Genomic DNA, 17,124 nt, shown 5'->3' on the forward strand with positions numbered 1-17,124 from the left:
AAAATAGACAGGGCCGCTTCGCCGGATCAAGGGCGGGTCGCTTCAAAAAACTGAAATAAAGACGTTGACTCGGGAATTCCGCGGAAAACTGCAGATTCACAAATTATGACTATTTTTCAGTGAATTACTTGGTGGCGATTCTGACGATACGGCTCGAATCGTGAGAAATTCGCGGGTCAGGGAAATGACTATTCCGTGACTCCAGCAGAAAAAGCCCGCTCCGGCGATCCGGAGCGGGCTTTTTCAGATAAGCGGGTAGCTTAACGTAAGGCTTAGGCGATCGCGCCGACGGCCTTGGTCAGGCGACCGAACTTACGAGCGGCGGTGTTCTTGTGCAGAACGCCACGGGCAACGCCGCGGGCCAGTTCGGGCTGGACAGTCTGAAGCGCGGTCGCAGCAGCATCCTTGTCACCGGCGAGGATGGCGGCTTCCACCTTCTTCACCAGGGTGCGGATCCGGCTGATGCGGGCGCCATTGATCGCGGCGCGACGCTCATTGCGACGGATGCGCTTCTTGGCTTGCGGCGTATTGGCCATACTATTCCTCGGTTCTCATCAAATCTCGGGAAGAGGCCCGTCGGATTCGCCAACCAGCCTCGTGAAGGTGCGCCCCTTACAGCTGTTCCGGGGTGTCGTCAACCAGCGAGCCCCCCGCTATTTCTGGCATTTGGGGCAATGGAAGGTCGATCGCCCCCCATCGACTCGGCGCTGCACGGTGCCACCACAAGGACAAATCTGCCCTTCGCGCCCATAGACTCGCCATTGGTTGGAGAAATAGCCCAATTCGCCATCCGGCCGCGCATAATCGCGCAGGGTGGAACCGCCGGCGACGATGGCGGCGGACAGAACGGTACGAATCGCTTCTACCAGCAAAGTGAGTCGGGGCTTCGATATGCGCCCTGCCGCTCGAGTCGGGGCGATGCCCGCCATGTTCAGCGCTTCGCATACATAGATATTGCCCAGCCCCGCGACGATGCGCTGGTCGAGCAGCGCCGCCTTGATCGACGTCGCCTTGCCATCCAGCACCTTCGCCAGATAGGCCGCGTCGAAATCCGGCCCCAATGGCTCCGGCCCCATGCGGGTGAAGGGGGCATAGCCCTGCCAGGCGTCACTGCGCACTAGATCCAGCGAGCCGAAGCGGCGCGGGTCGTTGAGCGAGAGGAGATGGCCGCTGCCCGTCTCCAGCAACAGATGGTCATGCGCCCCGATTTCCGCCGGATCGATTCGCCATCGCCCCGACATGCCGAGGTGGAAGATCATCATGTCGCCGCGATCGGTTTCGATGAGGCCATATTTGGCCCGGCGCGACAGTCCCGTGACGGTGGCGCCGGTCATACGCTGACGCAGGTCCACCGGAATCGGGAAGCGCAGATCGGCGCGGCGCGGCTCGACCCGTGTGAGGGTCGCGCCCTGCAAGACGGATCGCAGGCCGGAAACGGTGGTTTCGACTTCGGGAAGCTCTGGCATGGCCCCTATGTAGGATGCCGGATAGCGGAACGACAGGGGCGTTTACACCCAGCGCCCAACCCATGCCTTCGCGCCGGACTGACGCTGAAACTGCGTAATCACACAAGAGCGGGATTCGCCGCATCGCGTGAGCGCGCATAGCGCTTCCATCTGGCACGATCAGGCTCTAGAGCGAACCGCATGAGCGAAACAGCATCTTTCGGCTATCGCGACGTCGATGCCGCCGAGAAGGCCGGCATGGTCCGCGCCGTATTCTCCAATGTCGCCGCCAAATATGACCTGATGAACGACGCCATGTCGGGCGGCGCCCATCGGCTGTGGAAGGACCAGTTCGTCAAGCGAGTGAAGCCGCAGCCGGGCGAACAGATATTGGACATGGCCGGCGGCACCGGCGACATCGCCTTTCGCATGCACAAGCTGGGCGCGCACATCACCGTGTCCGACATCAATCCCGAGATGCTGGCCGTTGGCGTCGAGCGGGCGCAGAAGAAGGGCTATGAGGGCCTCATCTGGTCGGAACAAAATGCCGAGACGCTGACCTTTGGCGACCGGGAGTTCGACGCCTATACGATCGCCTTCGGCATCCGCAACGTCACCCATATCGACATGGCGCTGCGCGAGGCCCACCGCGTGCTGAAGTTTGGCGGCCGTTTCTTCTGCCTCGAATTTTCGACCACCACCTGGCCCGGCTTTTCCGACGTGTATGACAGCTATTCCCACAAGCTGGTGCCACAGCTGGGCAAGCTGTTCGCCAATGACGCCGACAGCTATCGCTATCTGATCGAATCGATCCGCCGCTTCCCGCCCATGCCCAAGTTTGAGGGCATGATCCGCGACGCCGGTTTCGTGAACACCAAGGTCGAGCCGATCCTGGGCGGACTGGTGGCGATCCATTCGGGCTGGAAGATCTGACGCCCGCATGACCACCCACGCGACTCATATCTGGCGGCTCCTGAAATGGGGCCGGACACTCGCACGCCATGGCGCCCTCACTGGCATAGAACGCGATCCGCTGACGCCCACGCCCGTCCGCCGGCTGGTGCGCCTGGCCCGTTTCGGCGCGCGCGTACCCAAGCAGCCACGCTATGCCGATGCGTTCCAGTCGATCGGCCCGGCCGCGATCAAGCTGGGCCAGACGCTGGCGACCCGCCCCGATCTGGTCGGTGAGGAAGCCGCGAACGACCTGTTGCGCCTGCAGGACGCCCTGCCCCCCGTCCCGTTCGAGACGATCCGCGCCCAGATCGAGCAGAGTTTCGGCCGGCCGCTGGAGCAGGTCTATGCCCGCTTCGACGAGCAGCCCGTCGGAGCCGCGTCAATCGCGCAGGTGCATCGCGCCGTTACCAGCGACGGTCGCGAGGTCGCGGTGAAGGTGATCCGCCCCGGCGTGATCGACCAGTTCAATCGCGACATCCAGACCTATGAATGGGCCGCCGCCCATGTCGAGATGCTGGGCGGCGAAGTCGCCCGCCTGCGCCCGCGCCTGGTCATCGCCAATATGAAGCGCTGGACCGCCCGCGAGCTGGACCTGCGGCGCGAAGCGGCATCGGCGTCCGAACTGGCCGAGGCGATGGAAGCGATGCCGGGCTATCGCGTGCCCGCCATCGACTGGGATCGCACGACCGGCAAGGTCATGACGATGGAATGGATCGACGGCATCAAGATCTCCGATCGCGATGCGCTGATCGCCGCCGGCCATGACCTCAAAGACATCGCCGCCCGCCTCGTCAACGCCTTCCTGCGGCAGGCGATCGCCGAGGGCTTCTTCCACGCGGACATGCATCAGGGCAATTTGTTCGTGAAGGGCAATGGCGACATCGTCGCGATCGATTTCGGCATCATGGGCCGGATCGACCGGCGCGCGCGCATGTGGCTGGCCGAGATCCTCTATGGCCTGATCACCGGCAACTACAAGCGCGTCGCCGAAATCCATTTCGAGGCGCAATATGTGCCCGGCCATCATAATGTCGACGAGTTCGCCACCGCGCTGCGCGCCGTGGGCGAGCCGATGCGCGGCAAGCCGGCGAGCGAATTGTCGGTGGGCGGCATGCTGGACGGGCTGTTCGCCATCACCCGCGATTTCGACATGCAGACCCAGCCGCACCTGCTGCTGCTGCAGAAGACGATGGTGATGGTCGAGGGCGTCGCCCACCAGCTCGATCCCGAAATCAACATGTGGGAAACCAGTGGCCCCTATGTGAAGGAATGGCTGCGCACCGAATTGGGGCCGGAAGCCAAGGCGGCCGATGCGCTGATCGAGAATTGGCGCCTGATCCAGCGGCTGCCGGCACTGGTCCGCCGGATCGAGGATGCCTTCCCCGAAAAGGGCGGCGCCCCGCCACCGCTGCCGCTGGGCGACGTGAAGCTGATCCAGGTGGGTGGCGGCTGGCGCTATGGGCTGGTCGCGCTGCTGGCGGCGGCGATCGGCGCCGGGGCGATGGCCGCGGCCACGACCTTCTTCTAAGTCGGCGACCGGGCTGGACAAGTCCCGGTCGCGCGACCAAATGTTGGCCATGACCCAGCGTGTGCTTCTCATCGTGTCCGGCGGCATTGCGGCCTATAAGTCGCTGGAACTGGTGCGCCAGTTGCGCAAGCGCGGCATCGCCGTGCGCGCGGTTCTCACCGAAAGCGCGCAGCAGTTCGTCACGCCGCTGAGCCTGGGCGTGCTGACCGAGGATCATGTCTATGGCGACATGTTCGACCTCAAGGAAGAACGCGAAATCGGCCATATCCAGCTGTCGCGCCAGGCGGACCTGATCGTCGTAGCGCCGGCCACCGCCAATATCCTGGCCAAGATGGCGGCGGGCATCGCCGATGACCTCGCCACCACCATCCTGCTTGCCACCGACAAGCCGGTGCTGGCGGTGCCGGCTATGAATGTGCGCATGTGGCACCACAAGGCGACGCAGCGGAACCTGGCGCAGCTCCATGCCGATGGCGTTCACATCATGACGCCCGACGATGGCGAGATGGCCTGCGGCGAATATGGCAAGGGCCGCCTGCCCGAGCCGGAAGTGATCGCAGCGGAGATCGGGCGCCTGCTGGCCGCTCCGACTTTGCCCGATCCGCTGGCGGGTCAGCCGGATTTCGCGGGCGCGGATGAGCCGCTGGCCGGACGGCATATATTGGTGACGGCCGGACCGACCCATGAGCCGATCGATCCGGTGCGCTACATCGCCAATCGCTCTTCGGGCAAGCAGGGCTTCGCCATCGCCGCTGCCGCTGCGCGTGCCGGGGCGAAGGTGACTCTAGTGGCGGGCCCCGTGCATCTCCCGACGCCCGCGGGGGTCGACCGCATCGATGTCGAGACCGCGCGCGAGATGCTGGCGGCAGTCGAGGACGCCCTGCCCGCCGACGCAGCGATCATGGTCGCGGCCGTCGCCGACTGGCGCACCGCCGACGCCGCCGAGCAGAAGCTGAAGAAGGATGGCTCAGGCCAGCCCGCGCCGCTTAGCCTGGTCGAAAATCCCGACATATTGGCGACGCTGGGCCATCATGTCCGCCGCCCCCGCCTGCTGATCGGCTTTGCCGCCGAGACGCAGAAGATCGCCGAACATGCGCAGGCCAAGCTGGCCCGCAAGGGCGCCGACTGGATCGTCGCCAATGATGTGTCGGGCGACGTCATGGGCGGCGACAGCAACAGCGTCCAGATCGTCACATCCGCCGGCATCGAAAGCTGGGCCGCCATGGCCAAGAGCGATGTCGCCACCAAACTCATCGAAAAGGTTGCCAATGCCCTCTCCCCTGCCGCCGATTGATATCCAACTTATGCGCCTGCCCAATGGCGAGGGCCTGCCCGTCCCCGCCTATGCCACCGCGCATGCCGCCGGCATGGATGTGGTGTCGGCCGAGGAGATCACCCTCAACCCCGGCGATCGCCATCCGGTCGCGACCGGTTTTGCGCTGGCGATCCCCGAAGGCTATGAGATTCAGGTCCGCCCGCGTTCCGGCCTGGCGCTCAAGCATGGCATCACCCTGCCCAACGCCCCCGGCACGATCGACGCCGACTATCGCGGCGAACTCAAGGTGCTGCTGATCAACCATGGCGCCGATCCCTTCCCGATCAAGCGGGGTGATCGCATCGCGCAACTGGTGGTCGCGCCGGTTCAGCTTGCGAGCTTCGTCGAGGTCGATATGCTCGACGATACCGTCCGGGGACAGGGCGGCTTCGGTTCTACGGGAGTGTGACCATCATGATGACGCCGCTGCTTTCGCTGATGCTTGCCGCCGCCACGCCGCAGGCTGCGCAGCCCATGCCGCAGGATCTGAGTGAAGTACCGGAGATTCCCGACTGGCTGGGACGCAAGAATTCGCCCCAATGGTCGGAAGATGTCGCCAAGCTCTATCGGCGTGGCGCGTGCAGCGGTGCGGTCAATCGCCAGGGATCGCAATATCTGGAAATGGACATGCTGTTCCTGCTGAGCGGCGACGGCAAGCTGATGAAGATCGCCCCGGTCAATGCCAGTTGCCCGGGCGTGGAAAAATTCGTCAGCAACCGCATTCTGAGTTCGCTCAGCCGCAGCTTCCCCAAGACCGGCTCGGCCGAACCGGTATGGATGCGCTCGCAGGTGCGGTTCCTCTGGTCGGATGCGCCGTGACGCTGACCGACGATCAACTGGAGCGCTATGCCCGGCATATCGTGCTGAAGGAAATTGGCGGCGCCGGCCAGGCCCGGCTGCTGTCGGCCGATGTCGCGGTAATCGGCGCGGGCGGCATCGGCAGCCCGGCGATCCTCTATCTCGCGGCCGCCGGCGTCGGCACGATCCGGGTGATCGACGATGACGCCGTCGCCCTGTCCAATCTGCAACGGCAGATATTGTTCGGCACCGCCGAGATCGGCACGCCCAAGGCGGAAGCGGCGATGGCCGCGGTTGCCCGGATCAATCCCGACATCAAGCTGATCCCGATCAATGCGCGGATCGATGCGGACAATGCCGCGATGTTGCTGCGCGAGGCCGATGTCGTGCTGGACGGGTGCGACAGTTTCGCCACCCGGCTGGTGGTGGCCGATGCCGCGCAGGCGCTGCGCATGCCGCTGGTATCGGCGGCCGTCGGCCCGTTCGAGGGGCAACTCGCCACCTATCGCGGCTGGGAGACGGACAAGCCCTGTTATCGCTGCCTGGTCGGCAGCCCGGTCGATGCGCCCGAGCGCAATTGTTCGGAAACCGGTGTAATCGGCGCGCTGACCGGGGTGATGGGCAGCCTGGCGGCGCTGGAGGTGATCCGCGCGCTGGTGCCGTTTGGCACCGACATGGCGGGGCAGTTGCTGATCGCGGACCTGCTGGCGATGCGTTTCCGCACGCTGGGCGTGCCCAAGGATCCGGCCTGCCCCGGCTGTGCGGCGGAACTGTGCGCGCCCTGAGGATCGTCGTCATGACGGCCGATGCGGAGCGGCTGCGTGGCGCATTGGTGCTGGCCACGGCGCAGGCGGCATTGGGCGGCGAGGCCAGCCTGTTCCTGCAACTGGATGCGGTTGCGCTGCTGGCGACGCCGCTGGCCGCGCCGGAAGATGCGGCGCATCAGGCGGCGGGCCTGCCCATGCTGGCCGAACTGCTGGCCGAGGCGCTGGACATGGGGGTGGCCCTGATCGCCTGCCAGAGCGGCCTGGCGCTGTCGGGCCTGTCCGCCGACACCCTGCCCGCCGGGGTCGAGATTGGCGGCCCGCTTTCCTTCCTGCAACAGACCGACGACGCTGCCCGGCTGCTGATCGCCTGACCCGCAATGGATACCTTCGCGGCAGAAATGGCCGACCTGGGTCGTTTGACGCCCTAAATTAGCGACTTCCCCCGACTTGAGCGCTTGTTGGACGGCGAGCCGCGCAAGGTGGCGTCAGGCTTTTCAGTGCCTTAGCTGGAAACGGTCGAAAGTTTGCGCGTATGCGCCATGGAAGATTTCCGCGGCCCGCGAAAAATCGACGACAATTGAGTGGGTTGACGATCAAAAGAGCCGGCCGGAACTTTACACCGGACACGCCGCTGTAGGACAGGACTTTCATCGCGAAAGCGACCGGGATGGGTGGGAAGCGGACGGCCTGCTTTTTGTTGCCCCTACCGCTTGCGGGAGGGGGAACATGTCTGCAAATGGGCGTCTGCGGACCGGCCGCATTGTCCAGACGCCCCTAGTCGGCCAGGCGCGTGTCGGGCGTGGCGCGTGCATCCAGCGTCAGTTGCAGGAAGGCCAGGTCGAGCCATCGGCCGAATTTCATGCCGACCTGCGGCAGCAAACCGACCTGGGCGAAGCCCAGTCGCTCGTGCAACCGGATCGACCCGATATTGCCGGCCTCTATGCCGGCGACCATGACATGTTTGCCGATCGCGCAGGCCCGATCGATCAGGGCCAGCATCAGCGCCTTGCCGATTCCCGCCCCGCGCTGATCGGCGCGGACATAGACCGAATGTTCGACCGTGTTGCGATAGCCATCCCAGGCGCGCCAGTCGCCAAAGGAGGCATAGCCGATCACGCCGCCCAGCGCATCGACCGCGACCAGCACCGGATAGCCCTGCCCCTGCCGCTCCGTCAGCCAGGCGCGGCGATTGGCAGCGTCGACCTGATGCTCGTTCCAGATCGCCGTCGTGTTGACGACTGCGTCATTATAGATGGCCGCAATGGCCGGCGCATCGGCCGGGCCGGCATCCCGAATGGTCATTGGCGCAGGTCGCTCCTCGATCGGTGCATGTCAGGGTTCAGGCGGCGTTCGGCACGATCAGATATTTCTCGCCGGTGCGCCGGGCATTATAGGCCAGCACCGCGTCGCGCGTCAGCGCATCCCTGAGCGACAGGCGCGCCTTATAGTGGCTGGCGAAGAGGCCGGTGAGATTGTCGCGCACGCGGGCGCGCATCCGCTCCACCGTTTCCGCCCCCGCCTGCGCCAGGAAGGGCGTCAGCAGCCAGCCGCCGACCCGCCAGCTGAAGCCGAAGCTGCGCGTGAGCAGGGTCGGCGACAGATCGAGCGCGCCATAGATATAAGCCTGCTTCATGGTGGCGGAGCCATAGCGGCTATAGGTGGCGCCCGCACTCGCCACCTGCTCCATCGCGCCCAATATCCGGCTGACCAGCGATCCGCCGCCGATCGCGTCAAAGGCGATGGTCGCCCCCGTTTCGGTCAGAGCGGCGACCAGCAGTTCGGCAAAATCATCGGCCGTGCTGTCGAGCACATGCTGCGCGCCCAGATCGCGCAGCAGCGCGACCTGCGCCGGGCTGCGGACGATATTGACCAGCGGGATGTCGTCCGCCTGGCAGATTTTGACGAGCATCTGGCCAAGGTTGGAGGCCGCCGCGGTATGGACCAGCGCCTTGTGCCCCTCCGCCCGCATGGTTTCGACAAAGCCGAGCGCGGTCATCGGATTGACGAAGGCCGACGCCCCCTGCTCCGCCGTGGCGCCATCCGGCAAGACCATGCAGGCGCGCGCATCGACCAGCCGATATTGGGCGAACATGCCGCCCGGCACGCAGGTGACGCGCTTGCCGAGCAGCGCCTGTGCCTCCGGCGCTTCGCCTGCCGCGATCACCGTGCCAGCCCCTTCATTGCCGACCGGCATCGCTTCGCCCAGGCGCGAGGCCATGGCGCGCATCGATGCCTCGGGCATCTGCGCCACCAGATAGCCATCGCCATATTCGGCATGGTCGACATCGGCCGACCCCAGCAGCAACCCGAGATCGGATGGATTGATCGGTGCCGCCTCGACCCGCAGCACGACCTGAGATCCGGTCGGCGCTGGCAGGGTCTGTTCTGCCAGCGATACGGTCAGGCGGCCATCGGGCGCGAGGGTCGAGAGAAGGTGCAGGCCGGTGATGTCGGACATGAGGAGGCTCCCTTGGCGGCGATGAAAGGGGCTTAGCCTGCCACGTCGCCATCGACCAGCATCGGCGCGATCAGGCGGCGGGAACCGCGCGGTAGAGCGTGGGATACATGGCGCGGAATGCCTTGAGCTTGGGCATGTCCCAGCGCTGGATATAGGGATGATAGGGATAGCGGGCCATGAAATCCTGATGATCGGCCCCGGCATCCTGGAAGCCGGTGAAGGGCTCCACCCTGGTCACGATCGGGTCGCGCCACAGCCCGGCCTTCTGCAACTGCGCCAGATAGGCGCGCGCTGCCTTGTCCTGCTCGGCATTGAGCGGAAAGAGCGCGCTGCGATATTGGGTGCCGCTGTCGGGCCGCTGATAATTGAGCGTGGTGGGATCGGTGATGACCGAGAAGAAGATGCGCAGCAGCGTGCCATAGCTGACGATCTTCGGATCATAGGTGACCCGGACCGACTCGGCGAAACCGGTATCGCCGCCGCTGACCATGTCATAATCGACCTTGCGGTCGCGGGGTCCGCCGGCGAACCCCGCCACGACGAGCCTGACGCCCTTCACATGGGAAAAGACGCCCTCGACACCCCAATAGCAGCCGCCCGCAAAGATCGCGGTATCCAGCGACCGGGTCGGCTGCGCATCCAGCGCCGGAATCGGCGCGGGGACGGCAGGTTCGGCATGCAATGGGGAAGACGCGGCGGCGAGCGCCGCAAGGGGGAGTAGGAAAAGGCCCTTAGAGCGCCGCACTGCCGACAGGGGTCGCGGTCGACGCGATCGCGGTCGAGGTCAGCGCCGGCGGCTCATTATTGGGCTGAAGCGCGAACATCGCGACCGCCCCGATGGCGAAGCCACCCAGGAAGCGGAAGAACAGTTCGGATTTCAAAAACGCCAACATGGCCAAGCCTTTCTGTCGCGATATCTTCGCGATCGTCGCCCGGTAGGACATTGCGCCTTGCCCCTGTCTGAACATGATCGCGCCGGACAGCGGCTTTCGACCAAGGACGGGAGTGGAGCGACGAAATGCCACCGCACATAAGTTTCTTTACGCAACGGGCATATAGCGCCTGCGGCGTCAATCACAAGACGCTGCAGTGCGAAAAAGACCGTTTCATTTTCTGAGACAATGGAAAAATCCGGCTGCGATAGACAGTATCGCGACCGGATTTTCAAGAGCTTATTACAGGCCGATAATCATCGGCCGGCGCTTATTTCAGCGCTGCGCAAGCTTCCTGGATGCGCACGCAGGCGGTCTTGAGCACCTCTTCCGAGGTCGCATAGCTGATACGGAAGGCCGGCGAGAGGCCGAAGGCGGCACCATGGACGGCCGCGACCTTCGCTTCATCGAGGAAATAGCCGATCAGCGCTTCGTCGCTGTCGATCCGCTGGCCCTTGGGCGTCACCTTGCCGATCACGCCGCTGGCGTCGGGATAGACATAGAAGGCGCCTTCAGGCGTCGGGCAGTCGAGGCCCGGCGCATCGTTCAGCATGGCGACGACCATGTCGCGGCGCTTCTTGAAGGCGGCATTGCGCTCTTCGAGGAAATCCTGCGGGCCGGTCAGCGCGGCCACGGCCGCAGCCTGGCTGATGGAGCAGGGGTTGCTGGTCGACTGCGACTGCAGCTTGCCCATCGCCTTGATGATCCATTCGGGACCGCCGGCGAAACCGATGCGCCAGCCGGTCATGGAGAAGGCCTTGGAGCAGCCATTGACCGTCAGGGTGCGGTCATAGAGGTCGGGGCACACCTGGGCGATGGTGGCGAAGGGGGTCGGCGCGTACCAGACATGTTCATACATGTCGTCGGTCATCACCAGCACATGCGGGTGACGCAGCAGCACCTCGCCCAGCGCCTTGAGTTCGGTCGCCGAATAGGCAGCGCCCGACGGGTTGGAGGGCGAGTTGAGCATCACCCACTTGGTGCGCGGGGTGATCGCCGCGTCGAGCTGGGCCGGGGTGATCTTGTAGCCCTGGCTGGCCGGTCCTTCGATGAACACGGGCGTGCCGCCGGCAAAGTTCACGATGTCGGGATAGCTGACCCAATAGGGCGCCGGGATGATGACCTCGTCGCCCACGTCGACGGTGGCGACCAGCGCGTTGAACAGGGTGTGCTTGCCGCCCGAGTTCACGCTGATCTGGCTGCGCATGTAGATCAGGCCATTGTCGCGCTTGAACTTGAACGCCACGGCTTCCTTGACGTCGGCGGTGCCGTCGACATCGGTATAGCGGGTCAGATTCTTGCGAATGGCCTCGATCCCCGCCTCTTTCACGAAATCGGGGGTGTCGAAATCGGGTTCGCCGGCGGAAAGACCAATGACGTCCACGCCTTCGGCTTTAAGGGCATTCACGCGCGCGCTCATCGCCAGGGTGGCGGAGGGCTGGATGCGACCGAGGGCTGCGGAAGTCTGGCTCATGGCAATGATCTTTCTCCAGAGCGATGCCCAGACGGACAAAAGAGTCCGCGTTCGACGGCATCGCGACAAAAAATAATATTATCTCCTCGCCTGCCGCACAGGCAGACGCGGCGGTCCTTAGTGCGCAAAGGACGCCGGAGCAACCGCCAGTTGCCGGTTATTGGCTTGTGCGCGTCCTAGGAAAACTATCGGACCAGCGAGGCCGCGACCATCCCGCGCGACGCATTGCCGATGAAGAAGCCGCGTTCCAGATCATGGATGCGCAGGTCGCCCTCCACCGCCTCGCCCATGTCGAGCAGGCTTTGGCGCAGGATTCCGCGCAGCAGCCCGCGCGAGGCCGGCGGCGTCACCAGCTTGTCGCCCCGCTCCACGAAGATGGAGGAGAAGCAGCCTTCGGTCAGATAGCCCTGTTCGTCGGTCATCAGCACCTCATAGGTGCCGCCGCGCTGCAGCGCGTCGCGATAGAGGGAGCGGTCGGTCGTCTTGTGCTCCAGCCGGGGATCCGTGGCGGCGGCAAGCCGGGGCACGACCTTCACCTGCATGATCGCCTTGGGCCAGGTGCGATGTTCGCGCACCTCGATCGACACCGAGCCCTGGCGCGACACCAGCAGCCGCACGCGGCTGAGTTCGCGCAGGCGGAAAGTGGCGGCCTGAAGCTCGTTGCGCACGCTGTGGCGGTCGAAGGCGAAGCCCAGCGCCTGCGCGCTGTCCTTCAGCCGGCCAAGATGCAGTTCCAGCAGACGCACGCCTTCATGCGGATCGAAGGCCATGGTCTCGAGCAGATCATATCGTCCGTCAGCCACCGACATCGAACCTATTCACGCCCCACTGCAATCATCTTTCATCCCAGCGACAGGAAGCGCCCCTTGGCCAGGCATTCCGCCCATTCGGCCGACGCATCCGAATCCGCAACGATGCCGGAACCCAGGCCCAGGCGACCGATACCGCTTCCTTCTTCGACGCAAATGGTGCGAATGGCAACATTGAAAGCCGCGTCCCCCGCCGGATCCATCCAGCCCATGGCCCCGGTATAGACGCCGCGGGCAAAAGGCTCGACCATGTCGATGATCTCCATCGCCCGCACCTTGGGCGCGCCGGTGATCGATCCGCAGGGAAAAAGCACGCGCAACACGTCGACCGGCGCCAGCCCCGGCAGCACGCGGCCGCGAATGGTGGAGACCATCTGATGGACGGTCGGATAGGTTTCAACCTTGAACAGGTCAGGGACCGTGACCGATCCGGCCCGCGCCACCCGCGACAGATCATTGCGCAACAGGTCGACGATCATCAGATTTTCGGCGCGCTGCTTGGCATCGCGCGCCAGCTCGGTCGCCAAGGCGGCATCGCGATCCGGATCATGATCGCGCACGGCGGTGCCCTTCATCGGCCGCGCCGTCAGTTGCCCGCGCACCTGGGTGAAGAAGAGTTCGGGCGAGAAGGACAATATCTGATGCCCGCCGATGTTGACGACGCCGCCATAGCCAGCCTGCGCGCGCGGACGCAGCGCTGCATAGAGCGCCATCGGATCGCCGGCGAAGCGCAGTTCGCACGGGAAGGTCAGATTGACCTGATAGATGTCGCCGGCACGGATCAGTTCCTGCACCTGGTCGAACTGCGCGCGATAGTCGGCTTCGCTGACCAAGGGCCAGGGCGCATCGACGCTGACCGCCGCAGGATCGGGCAGCAGGTCCGCGACGCCATCGGCCGGGATGAAGCGGCAGCCCTCGAACAGACCGAACCAGAGCAGGGGCATGGCCTGCGGCCCGCCCTTGGGCGGGCGGTGCGCGATCGGCGCCAGCCGATCCTCCAGCGCCAGCCCGGCTTCATAGCTGATATAGCCGGCGGCATGCAGGCCCGCCTCGCGCGCCTCGGCGATGCGATCGAGCGCGGGCTGCACCTCCTCCATCCGCCAGGCAGCGATGACCGACACCGGATCGCGATACAGCCGCGCGGGCGCTGCCCCCTGGACGCGCGCATCGTCGAACAGGGCAAAGGCTTCGGTGGGACCAGGCAGGCGCATGGCGTCCTCTTAACAGGCTTTGGCGCGCACGAAAGAGCGATGCTGGCGGCGCCATCATTGCCCGGCGGGGCAAAGCTGGCCTAGACAGGGGTCATGTCCGACCAGCCCCCTGCCCCGACCAGCGAACCGCGCCCGTTCAAACCGGCCTTGCTGCTGGGCCTGCGTGGCCGCTGCCCAGCCTGTGGCGAGGGCAAGCTGTTCGCGCGCTTCCTGAAACCGGTGTCGGCGTGCAGCCATTGCGGCCAGCGCTGGGACGGGCATCAGGCCGACGATTTCCCCGCCTATATCGTCATCCTGCTGCTCGGCCATCTGCTGGTGCCGCTGATGATCGAGGTCAATGCCGCGCTGGCCATCCCATTGGGCTGGCAGGCGGTGCTATGGCCGACGCTGGCGGCGATATTGGGGCTGGCGATGATCCAGCCCGCCAAGGGGGCGGTGCTGGCCTTCCAATGGTCGCGCCGGATGCACGGCTTCGCCTGACGGCGCGCCGGCAAGCCGAGCCTTATTCCGCCGGCTTGCGGATGAAGTTGAGTTCCATCGCTTCGCGCAGCGTATCGTCGATCGAACGACGGCCCTCCGCCCCATGGGTGACGACGGTGGTGTCGCAGGTGGCGACGCACACGCCCTTCTGGAAGCCGGCCGAGCTGATCGTCCAGCTGGTGCGACCGATATGGCCGATCGCGCAATGCACCTCGAACGGATAGGGGAAATGCGATTCCTCGATGAAGTTGAGGTTCACATTGGCCACCAGCCAGCGCACGCCCTGTTCCTGCGGGTGGCGGCCCATATGGTGATGAAAGCGGATACGGGCCGTTTCGAAGATACCGGAAATGGCCACATTGTTGATGTGGCCCATGGTATCGAGATCCTGGAAGCGCGTATCGATGCTCGTGATGAAGCGATATGCGTCGGGACTGAACCGCCAGGATTCGGGTTTGGCCATGTCCTGCTTTCCTTGAAATTGTTTTTTTCGCTCTTACCCCAGCGATCTTGCGATGCAATGTTCGCGGCGAAAATGCCGCGACTGCGACCTTTATGACACAGACAAAATCATAACGATATTGTCACGAAACTGACGCCGCAGCGTCGCGATAGTCACATTGCAGTGCAACATGCCCCGCCTAGAGCGCCCGCCAATCACACATGATTGGGGGATTTCACCATGCGCCACGCACTCAGCCTGCTGCTCGCTTCGACCGCCTGCATCGCCGCACCCGCCCTTGCCCAGGACATGGCGCCCGCCGCCGATGCCGCGGCCGATGCGGACAGCGCCGGCATCATCGTCTTTGGCCGGGGCGAAACCCGCCAGGTCCAGGAAATCACCACCCGCGACCTCGTCACCCTGACGCCCGGCACCAATGCGCTCAAAGCCATCGAGAAGCTGCCCAGCGTCAATTTCCAATCGTCCGATCCGTTCGGCAGCTATGAATGGTCGCAGCGCGTCAGCATCCGCAGCTTCAACCAGAACCAGCTTGGCTTCACCTTCGACGGCATTCCGCTGGGCGACATGAGCTATGGCAATCATAATGGCCTGCACATCACCCGCGCCATCAGCAGCGAGAATATCGGCACCGTCCGCGTGTCGCAGGGTTCGGGCTCGCTCGGCACCCAGTCGACCGGCAATCTGGGCGGCACGATCGAGACCTTCTCGATCGACCCCGCCGATGCGCTGGGCGCGCAGGGCAACCTCACCTATGGCAGCGACGAGACCTGGCGCGCCTTTGCCCGGCTGAACATGGGCAGCGCCGACGGCATTCGCGGTTACGTCTCTTATGCTTACGGCTCGACCGACAAGTGGAAGGGCCAGGGCACGCAGGACCAGCATATGGTCAATGCCAAGGTCGTGATCCCGGTCGGCGACGGCAAGCTGGATGGCTGGCTCAGCTATTCGGACCGCCGCGAGCAGGATTATCAGGACATGTCGATGGACATGATCAACCGCCTGGGCTGGAAATGGGACAATACCTCGCCCGACTATGCCAAGGCAGTCCTCTATGCCGACATCGGCAATAATCGCGGCGAAACCGGCGCGCCGGTCAGCAACGCCGCCGCCGGCACCGTCTATCCCGACAATGTGACGTCGGTCTGGGACGCCTATTATGATGCCGCCGGTCTGCGCGAGGACTGGCTGGGCGCGATCGGCTACAGCACGCCGCTGGGCGATCATGCCAATTTCAAGATCAAGGGCTATTACCACAATAATAGCGGCATGGGCCTGTGGGCGACCCCCTCGGTCCCCAGCCCCACCGGCGGCTCGCCGCTGTCGATCCGCACCACCGAATATGACATGGACCGGATCGGCGCGTTCGGCAGCGTCGATGCGACGATCGGCATCCAGACGCTGGAAGCGGGTGCCTGGTACGAGAATAACAAGTTCAACCAGGCCCGCCGCTTCTATGCGTTCAAGAGCCGCACCGAAGCCGGCCTGTCCTTCCGCGACTATCCCAAGAACCCGTTCGCGACCCAGTGGGAGTTCGATTTCACCACCGACACGATCCAATATTATGTCCGCGACAAGATCGACCTGGGCATGCTGACGATCAACCTGGGCTGGAAGGGCTTCAAGGTCACCAACGAGGCCGAGGCGGTCGTGTCGAGCAGCTTCCCCGAGGGCAAGATCAAGGCCGAGGACTGGTTCCAGCCCCATGCCGGCTTCGCCGTCGAGCTGAGCCCCGAGGCGGAAATTTTCGGCGGCTTCACCCAGGTGACCAAGGCCTTTGCCAGCGCGACCACCACCGGTCCCTTCTCCACCAACCAGGCCGGCTTCGACCAGATCCGCGACGACCTGAAGCCGGAAAGCTCCGACACGTACGAGTTGGGCCTGCGCTACAATAGTTCGCGCTTCAACGGCACGCTGGGCGCCTATCTGGTCAATTTCCGCAACCGCCTGCTGGCGGTGCAGGTCGGCAGCCCGATCCTGGGTCTTGCCTCCGCGCTCCAGAATGTCGGCAATGTCCGCGCCGTCGGCATCGAGGCGGCGGGCGACCTGAAGCTGGGCCAGGGCTTTGGCCTCTATGCCAGCTACAGCTACACCGACGCCACCTATCGCGACGATGTGCTCAACAGTTCGGACGGCACGCTGGTCGCGGCGATCAAGGGCAAGACCGTGGTCGACAGCCCCAAGCATCTGCTGCGCGGCGAACTCAATTATGACCAGGGGCCGTTGTTCGGCCGGATCGGCGCCAACTATATGTCGAAGCGCTATTACAGCTACACCAACGATGCGTCGGTCGATGGCCGGGTGATCGTGGACGCCTCGATCGGCTATCGCGTCACCGACCAGATCGAAGTGCAGCTCAACGCCAGCAACCTGTTCGACAAGAAATATATCAGCACGATCGGCTCTGGCGGCTTTGGCAATAGCGGCGACGCGCAGACGCTGCTGATCGGCGCGCCGCAGCAATTCTTCGTCACCCTCAAGGCGGGTTTCTAA

At 64.6% G+C, this 17,124-nt stretch carries 19 protein-coding genes; 9 read left to right on the forward strand and 10 right to left on the reverse strand.

Annotated features, from left to right (window positions below; translation table 11 throughout):
- Nucleotides 1-272: 272 nt before the first annotated feature.
- Both rpsT and mutM read right to left on the reverse strand, forming a co-directional pair.
- The gene (rpsT, locus tag CG471_RS21015; protein ID WP_010335635.1) at nt 273-536 is read right to left on the reverse strand and encodes a 30S ribosomal protein S20; all 264 of its coding nucleotides are present in this window, start codon (nt 534-536) and stop codon (nt 273-275) included.
- 117 nt (nt 537-653) lie between these two features.
- A complete protein-coding gene (gene mutM, locus CG471_RS21020; RefSeq protein ID WP_099233552.1) occupies nt 654-1,466 on the reverse strand; it encodes a bifunctional DNA-formamidopyrimidine glycosylase/DNA-(apurinic or apyrimidinic site) lyase in 813 nt (270 codons plus the stop codon).
- Nucleotides 1,467-1,646: 180 nt separating this feature from the next.
- Between mutM and CG471_RS21025 the strand changes: the two genes are divergently transcribed.
- The 7 genes from CG471_RS21025 to CG471_RS21055 are packed head-to-tail and all read left to right on the forward strand — an operon-like array spanning nt 1,647 to nt 7,178.
- On the forward strand, nt 1,647-2,378 hold the full coding sequence (locus CG471_RS21025; protein WP_010335632.1) for a class I SAM-dependent methyltransferase: 732 nt from the start codon (nt 1,647-1,649) through the stop codon (nt 2,376-2,378).
- A gap of 7 nt (nt 2,379-2,385) precedes the next feature.
- Nucleotides 2,386-3,927 carry a 2-polyprenylphenol 6-hydroxylase gene (gene ubiB / locus CG471_RS21030; protein ID WP_099233554.1) on the forward strand — a complete coding sequence of 514 codons (1,542 nt, stop codon included), beginning with the start codon at nt 2,386-2,388 and terminating at the stop codon, nt 3,925-3,927.
- Nucleotides 3,928-3,976: 49 nt separating this feature from the next.
- Nucleotides 3,977-5,221 (forward strand): bifunctional phosphopantothenoylcysteine decarboxylase/phosphopantothenate--cysteine ligase CoaBC, encoded by a 1,245-nt coding sequence (gene coaBC, locus CG471_RS21035; protein WP_099233576.1) that lies wholly within the window; start codon nt 3,977-3,979, stop codon nt 5,219-5,221.
- Nucleotides 5,196-5,651 (forward strand): dUTP diphosphatase, encoded by a 456-nt coding sequence (gene dut, locus CG471_RS21040; RefSeq protein WP_099233556.1) that lies wholly within the window; start codon nt 5,196-5,198, stop codon nt 5,649-5,651. Before coaBC ends, dut begins: the two co-directional genes overlap by 26 nt.
- 5 nt (nt 5,652-5,656) lie before the next feature.
- The gene (locus tag CG471_RS21045; RefSeq protein WP_099233580.1) at nt 5,657-6,061 is read left to right on the forward strand and encodes a hypothetical protein; all 405 of its coding nucleotides are present in this window, start codon (nt 5,657-5,659) and stop codon (nt 6,059-6,061) included.
- Entirely contained in the window at nt 6,058-6,825 is a 768-nt protein-coding gene (locus CG471_RS21050) for a HesA/MoeB/ThiF family protein (RefSeq protein ID WP_099233578.1), read from the forward strand. Before CG471_RS21045 ends, CG471_RS21050 begins: the two co-directional genes overlap by 4 nt.
- 11 nt (nt 6,826-6,836) lie before the next feature.
- Nucleotides 6,837-7,178: a DsrE family protein gene (locus CG471_RS21055; protein WP_099233582.1), complete on the forward strand. Its 342-nt coding sequence runs from the start codon at nt 6,837-6,839 to the stop codon at nt 7,176-7,178.
- 403 nt (nt 7,179-7,581) lie between these two features.
- On the opposite strand, the gene CG471_RS21060 is transcribed toward CG471_RS21055, so the two are convergent.
- The 7 genes from CG471_RS21060 to pabB all read right to left on the reverse strand — a co-directional run bounded on the left by CG471_RS21060 (nt 7,582) and on the right by pabB (nt 13,691).
- Nucleotides 7,582-8,109 (reverse strand): GNAT family N-acetyltransferase, encoded by a 528-nt coding sequence (locus CG471_RS21060; RefSeq protein WP_099233558.1) that lies wholly within the window; start codon nt 8,107-8,109, stop codon nt 7,582-7,584.
- A 37-nt stretch (nt 8,110-8,146) separates the two neighbouring features.
- On the reverse strand, nt 8,147-9,265 hold the full coding sequence (locus CG471_RS21065) for a zinc-binding dehydrogenase (RefSeq protein ID WP_099233560.1): 1,119 nt from the start codon (nt 9,263-9,265) through the stop codon (nt 8,147-8,149).
- A 70-nt stretch (nt 9,266-9,335) separates the two neighbouring features.
- Nucleotides 9,336-10,010: a peptide-methionine (S)-S-oxide reductase MsrA gene (msrA, locus tag CG471_RS21070; RefSeq protein ID WP_099233562.1), complete on the reverse strand. Its 675-nt coding sequence runs from the start codon at nt 10,008-10,010 to the stop codon at nt 9,336-9,338.
- Nucleotides 9,997-10,158: a hypothetical protein gene (locus CG471_RS21075; protein ID WP_170319005.1), complete on the reverse strand. Its 162-nt coding sequence runs from the start codon at nt 10,156-10,158 to the stop codon at nt 9,997-9,999. The genes msrA and CG471_RS21075 overlap by 14 nt, the downstream gene beginning before the upstream one ends.
- A gap of 310 nt (nt 10,159-10,468) precedes the next feature.
- Nucleotides 10,469-11,671, reverse strand: coding sequence for a pyridoxal phosphate-dependent aminotransferase (locus CG471_RS21080; RefSeq protein ID WP_099233564.1), 1,203 nt, complete (start codon nt 11,669-11,671; stop codon nt 10,469-10,471).
- Nucleotides 11,672-11,856: 185 nt separating this feature from the next.
- Nucleotides 11,857-12,480: an aminotransferase class IV gene (locus tag CG471_RS21085; RefSeq protein WP_004210299.1), complete on the reverse strand. Its 624-nt coding sequence runs from the start codon at nt 12,478-12,480 to the stop codon at nt 11,857-11,859.
- 32 nt (nt 12,481-12,512) lie between these two features.
- Nucleotides 12,513-13,691: an aminodeoxychorismate synthase component I gene (gene pabB / locus CG471_RS21090; protein WP_004210296.1), complete on the reverse strand. Its 1,179-nt coding sequence runs from the start codon at nt 13,689-13,691 to the stop codon at nt 12,513-12,515.
- 93 nt (nt 13,692-13,784) lie between these two features.
- On the opposite strand from pabB, the gene CG471_RS21095 reads away from it, so the two are divergent.
- The gene (locus CG471_RS21095) at nt 13,785-14,171 is read left to right on the forward strand and encodes a DUF983 domain-containing protein (protein ID WP_037506220.1); all 387 of its coding nucleotides are present in this window, start codon (nt 13,785-13,787) and stop codon (nt 14,169-14,171) included.
- Nucleotides 14,172-14,193: 22 nt separating this feature from the next.
- Here the strand turns inward: CG471_RS21095 and CG471_RS21100 are convergent, their stop codons facing one another.
- Nucleotides 14,194-14,634 (reverse strand): thioesterase family protein, encoded by a 441-nt coding sequence (locus CG471_RS21100; protein WP_004210293.1) that lies wholly within the window; start codon nt 14,632-14,634, stop codon nt 14,194-14,196.
- Between the two features lie 219 nt (nt 14,635-14,853).
- Here CG471_RS21100 and CG471_RS21105 point away from each other — a divergent pair, with 219 nt between their 5' ends.
- A complete protein-coding gene (locus tag CG471_RS21105) occupies nt 14,854-17,124 on the forward strand; it encodes a TonB-dependent receptor (protein WP_099233566.1) in 2,271 nt (756 codons plus the stop codon).

Source organism: Sphingobium sp. IP1 (assembly GCF_002708645.1).
Lineage (GTDB): Bacteria > Pseudomonadota > Alphaproteobacteria > Sphingomonadales > Sphingomonadaceae > Sphingobium > Sphingobium yanoikuyae.

Excerpts from the sequence above, each read along its gene's own strand:
- CG471_RS21065 (WP_099233560.1), bottom strand. The coding sequence starts at position 9,265 with ATGTCCGACATCACCGGCCTGCACCTTCTCTCGACCCTCGCGCCCGAT.
- CG471_RS21105 (WP_099233566.1), top strand. The coding sequence starts at position 14,854 with ATGCGCCACGCACTCAGCCTGCTGCTCGCTTCGACCGCCTGCATCGCC.
- coaBC (WP_099233576.1), top strand. The coding sequence starts at position 3,977 with ATGACCCAGCGTGTGCTTCTCATCGTGTCCGGCGGCATTGCGGCCTAT.
- CG471_RS21085 (WP_004210299.1), bottom strand. The coding sequence starts at position 12,480 with ATGTCGGTGGCTGACGGACGATATGATCTGCTCGAGACCATGGCCTTC.
- CG471_RS21095 (WP_037506220.1), top strand. The coding sequence starts at position 13,785 with ATGTCCGACCAGCCCCCTGCCCCGACCAGCGAACCGCGCCCGTTCAAA.
- CG471_RS21080 (WP_099233564.1), bottom strand. The coding sequence starts at position 11,671 with ATGAGCCAGACTTCCGCAGCCCTCGGTCGCATCCAGCCCTCCGCCACC.
- CG471_RS21055 (WP_099233582.1), top strand. The coding sequence starts at position 6,837 with ATGACGGCCGATGCGGAGCGGCTGCGTGGCGCATTGGTGCTGGCCACG.
- rpsT (WP_010335635.1), bottom strand. The coding sequence starts at position 536 with ATGGCCAATACGCCGCAAGCCAAGAAGCGCATCCGTCGCAATGAGCGT.
- ubiB (WP_099233554.1), top strand. The coding sequence starts at position 2,386 with ATGACCACCCACGCGACTCATATCTGGCGGCTCCTGAAATGGGGCCGG.
- mutM (WP_099233552.1), bottom strand. The coding sequence starts at position 1,466 with ATGCCAGAGCTTCCCGAAGTCGAAACCACCGTTTCCGGCCTGCGATCC.
- CG471_RS21100 (WP_004210293.1), bottom strand. The coding sequence starts at position 14,634 with ATGGCCAAACCCGAATCCTGGCGGTTCAGTCCCGACGCATATCGCTTC.
- pabB (WP_004210296.1), bottom strand. The coding sequence starts at position 13,691 with ATGCGCCTGCCTGGTCCCACCGAAGCCTTTGCCCTGTTCGACGATGCG.
- dut (WP_099233556.1), top strand. The coding sequence starts at position 5,196 with ATGCCCTCTCCCCTGCCGCCGATTGATATCCAACTTATGCGCCTGCCC.
- CG471_RS21075 (WP_170319005.1), bottom strand. The coding sequence starts at position 10,158 with ATGTTGGCGTTTTTGAAATCCGAACTGTTCTTCCGCTTCCTGGGTGGC.
- CG471_RS21045 (WP_099233580.1), top strand. The coding sequence starts at position 5,657 with ATGATGACGCCGCTGCTTTCGCTGATGCTTGCCGCCGCCACGCCGCAG.
- CG471_RS21060 (WP_099233558.1), bottom strand. The coding sequence starts at position 8,109 with ATGACCATTCGGGATGCCGGCCCGGCCGATGCGCCGGCCATTGCGGCC.
- CG471_RS21025 (WP_010335632.1), top strand. The coding sequence starts at position 1,647 with ATGAGCGAAACAGCATCTTTCGGCTATCGCGACGTCGATGCCGCCGAG.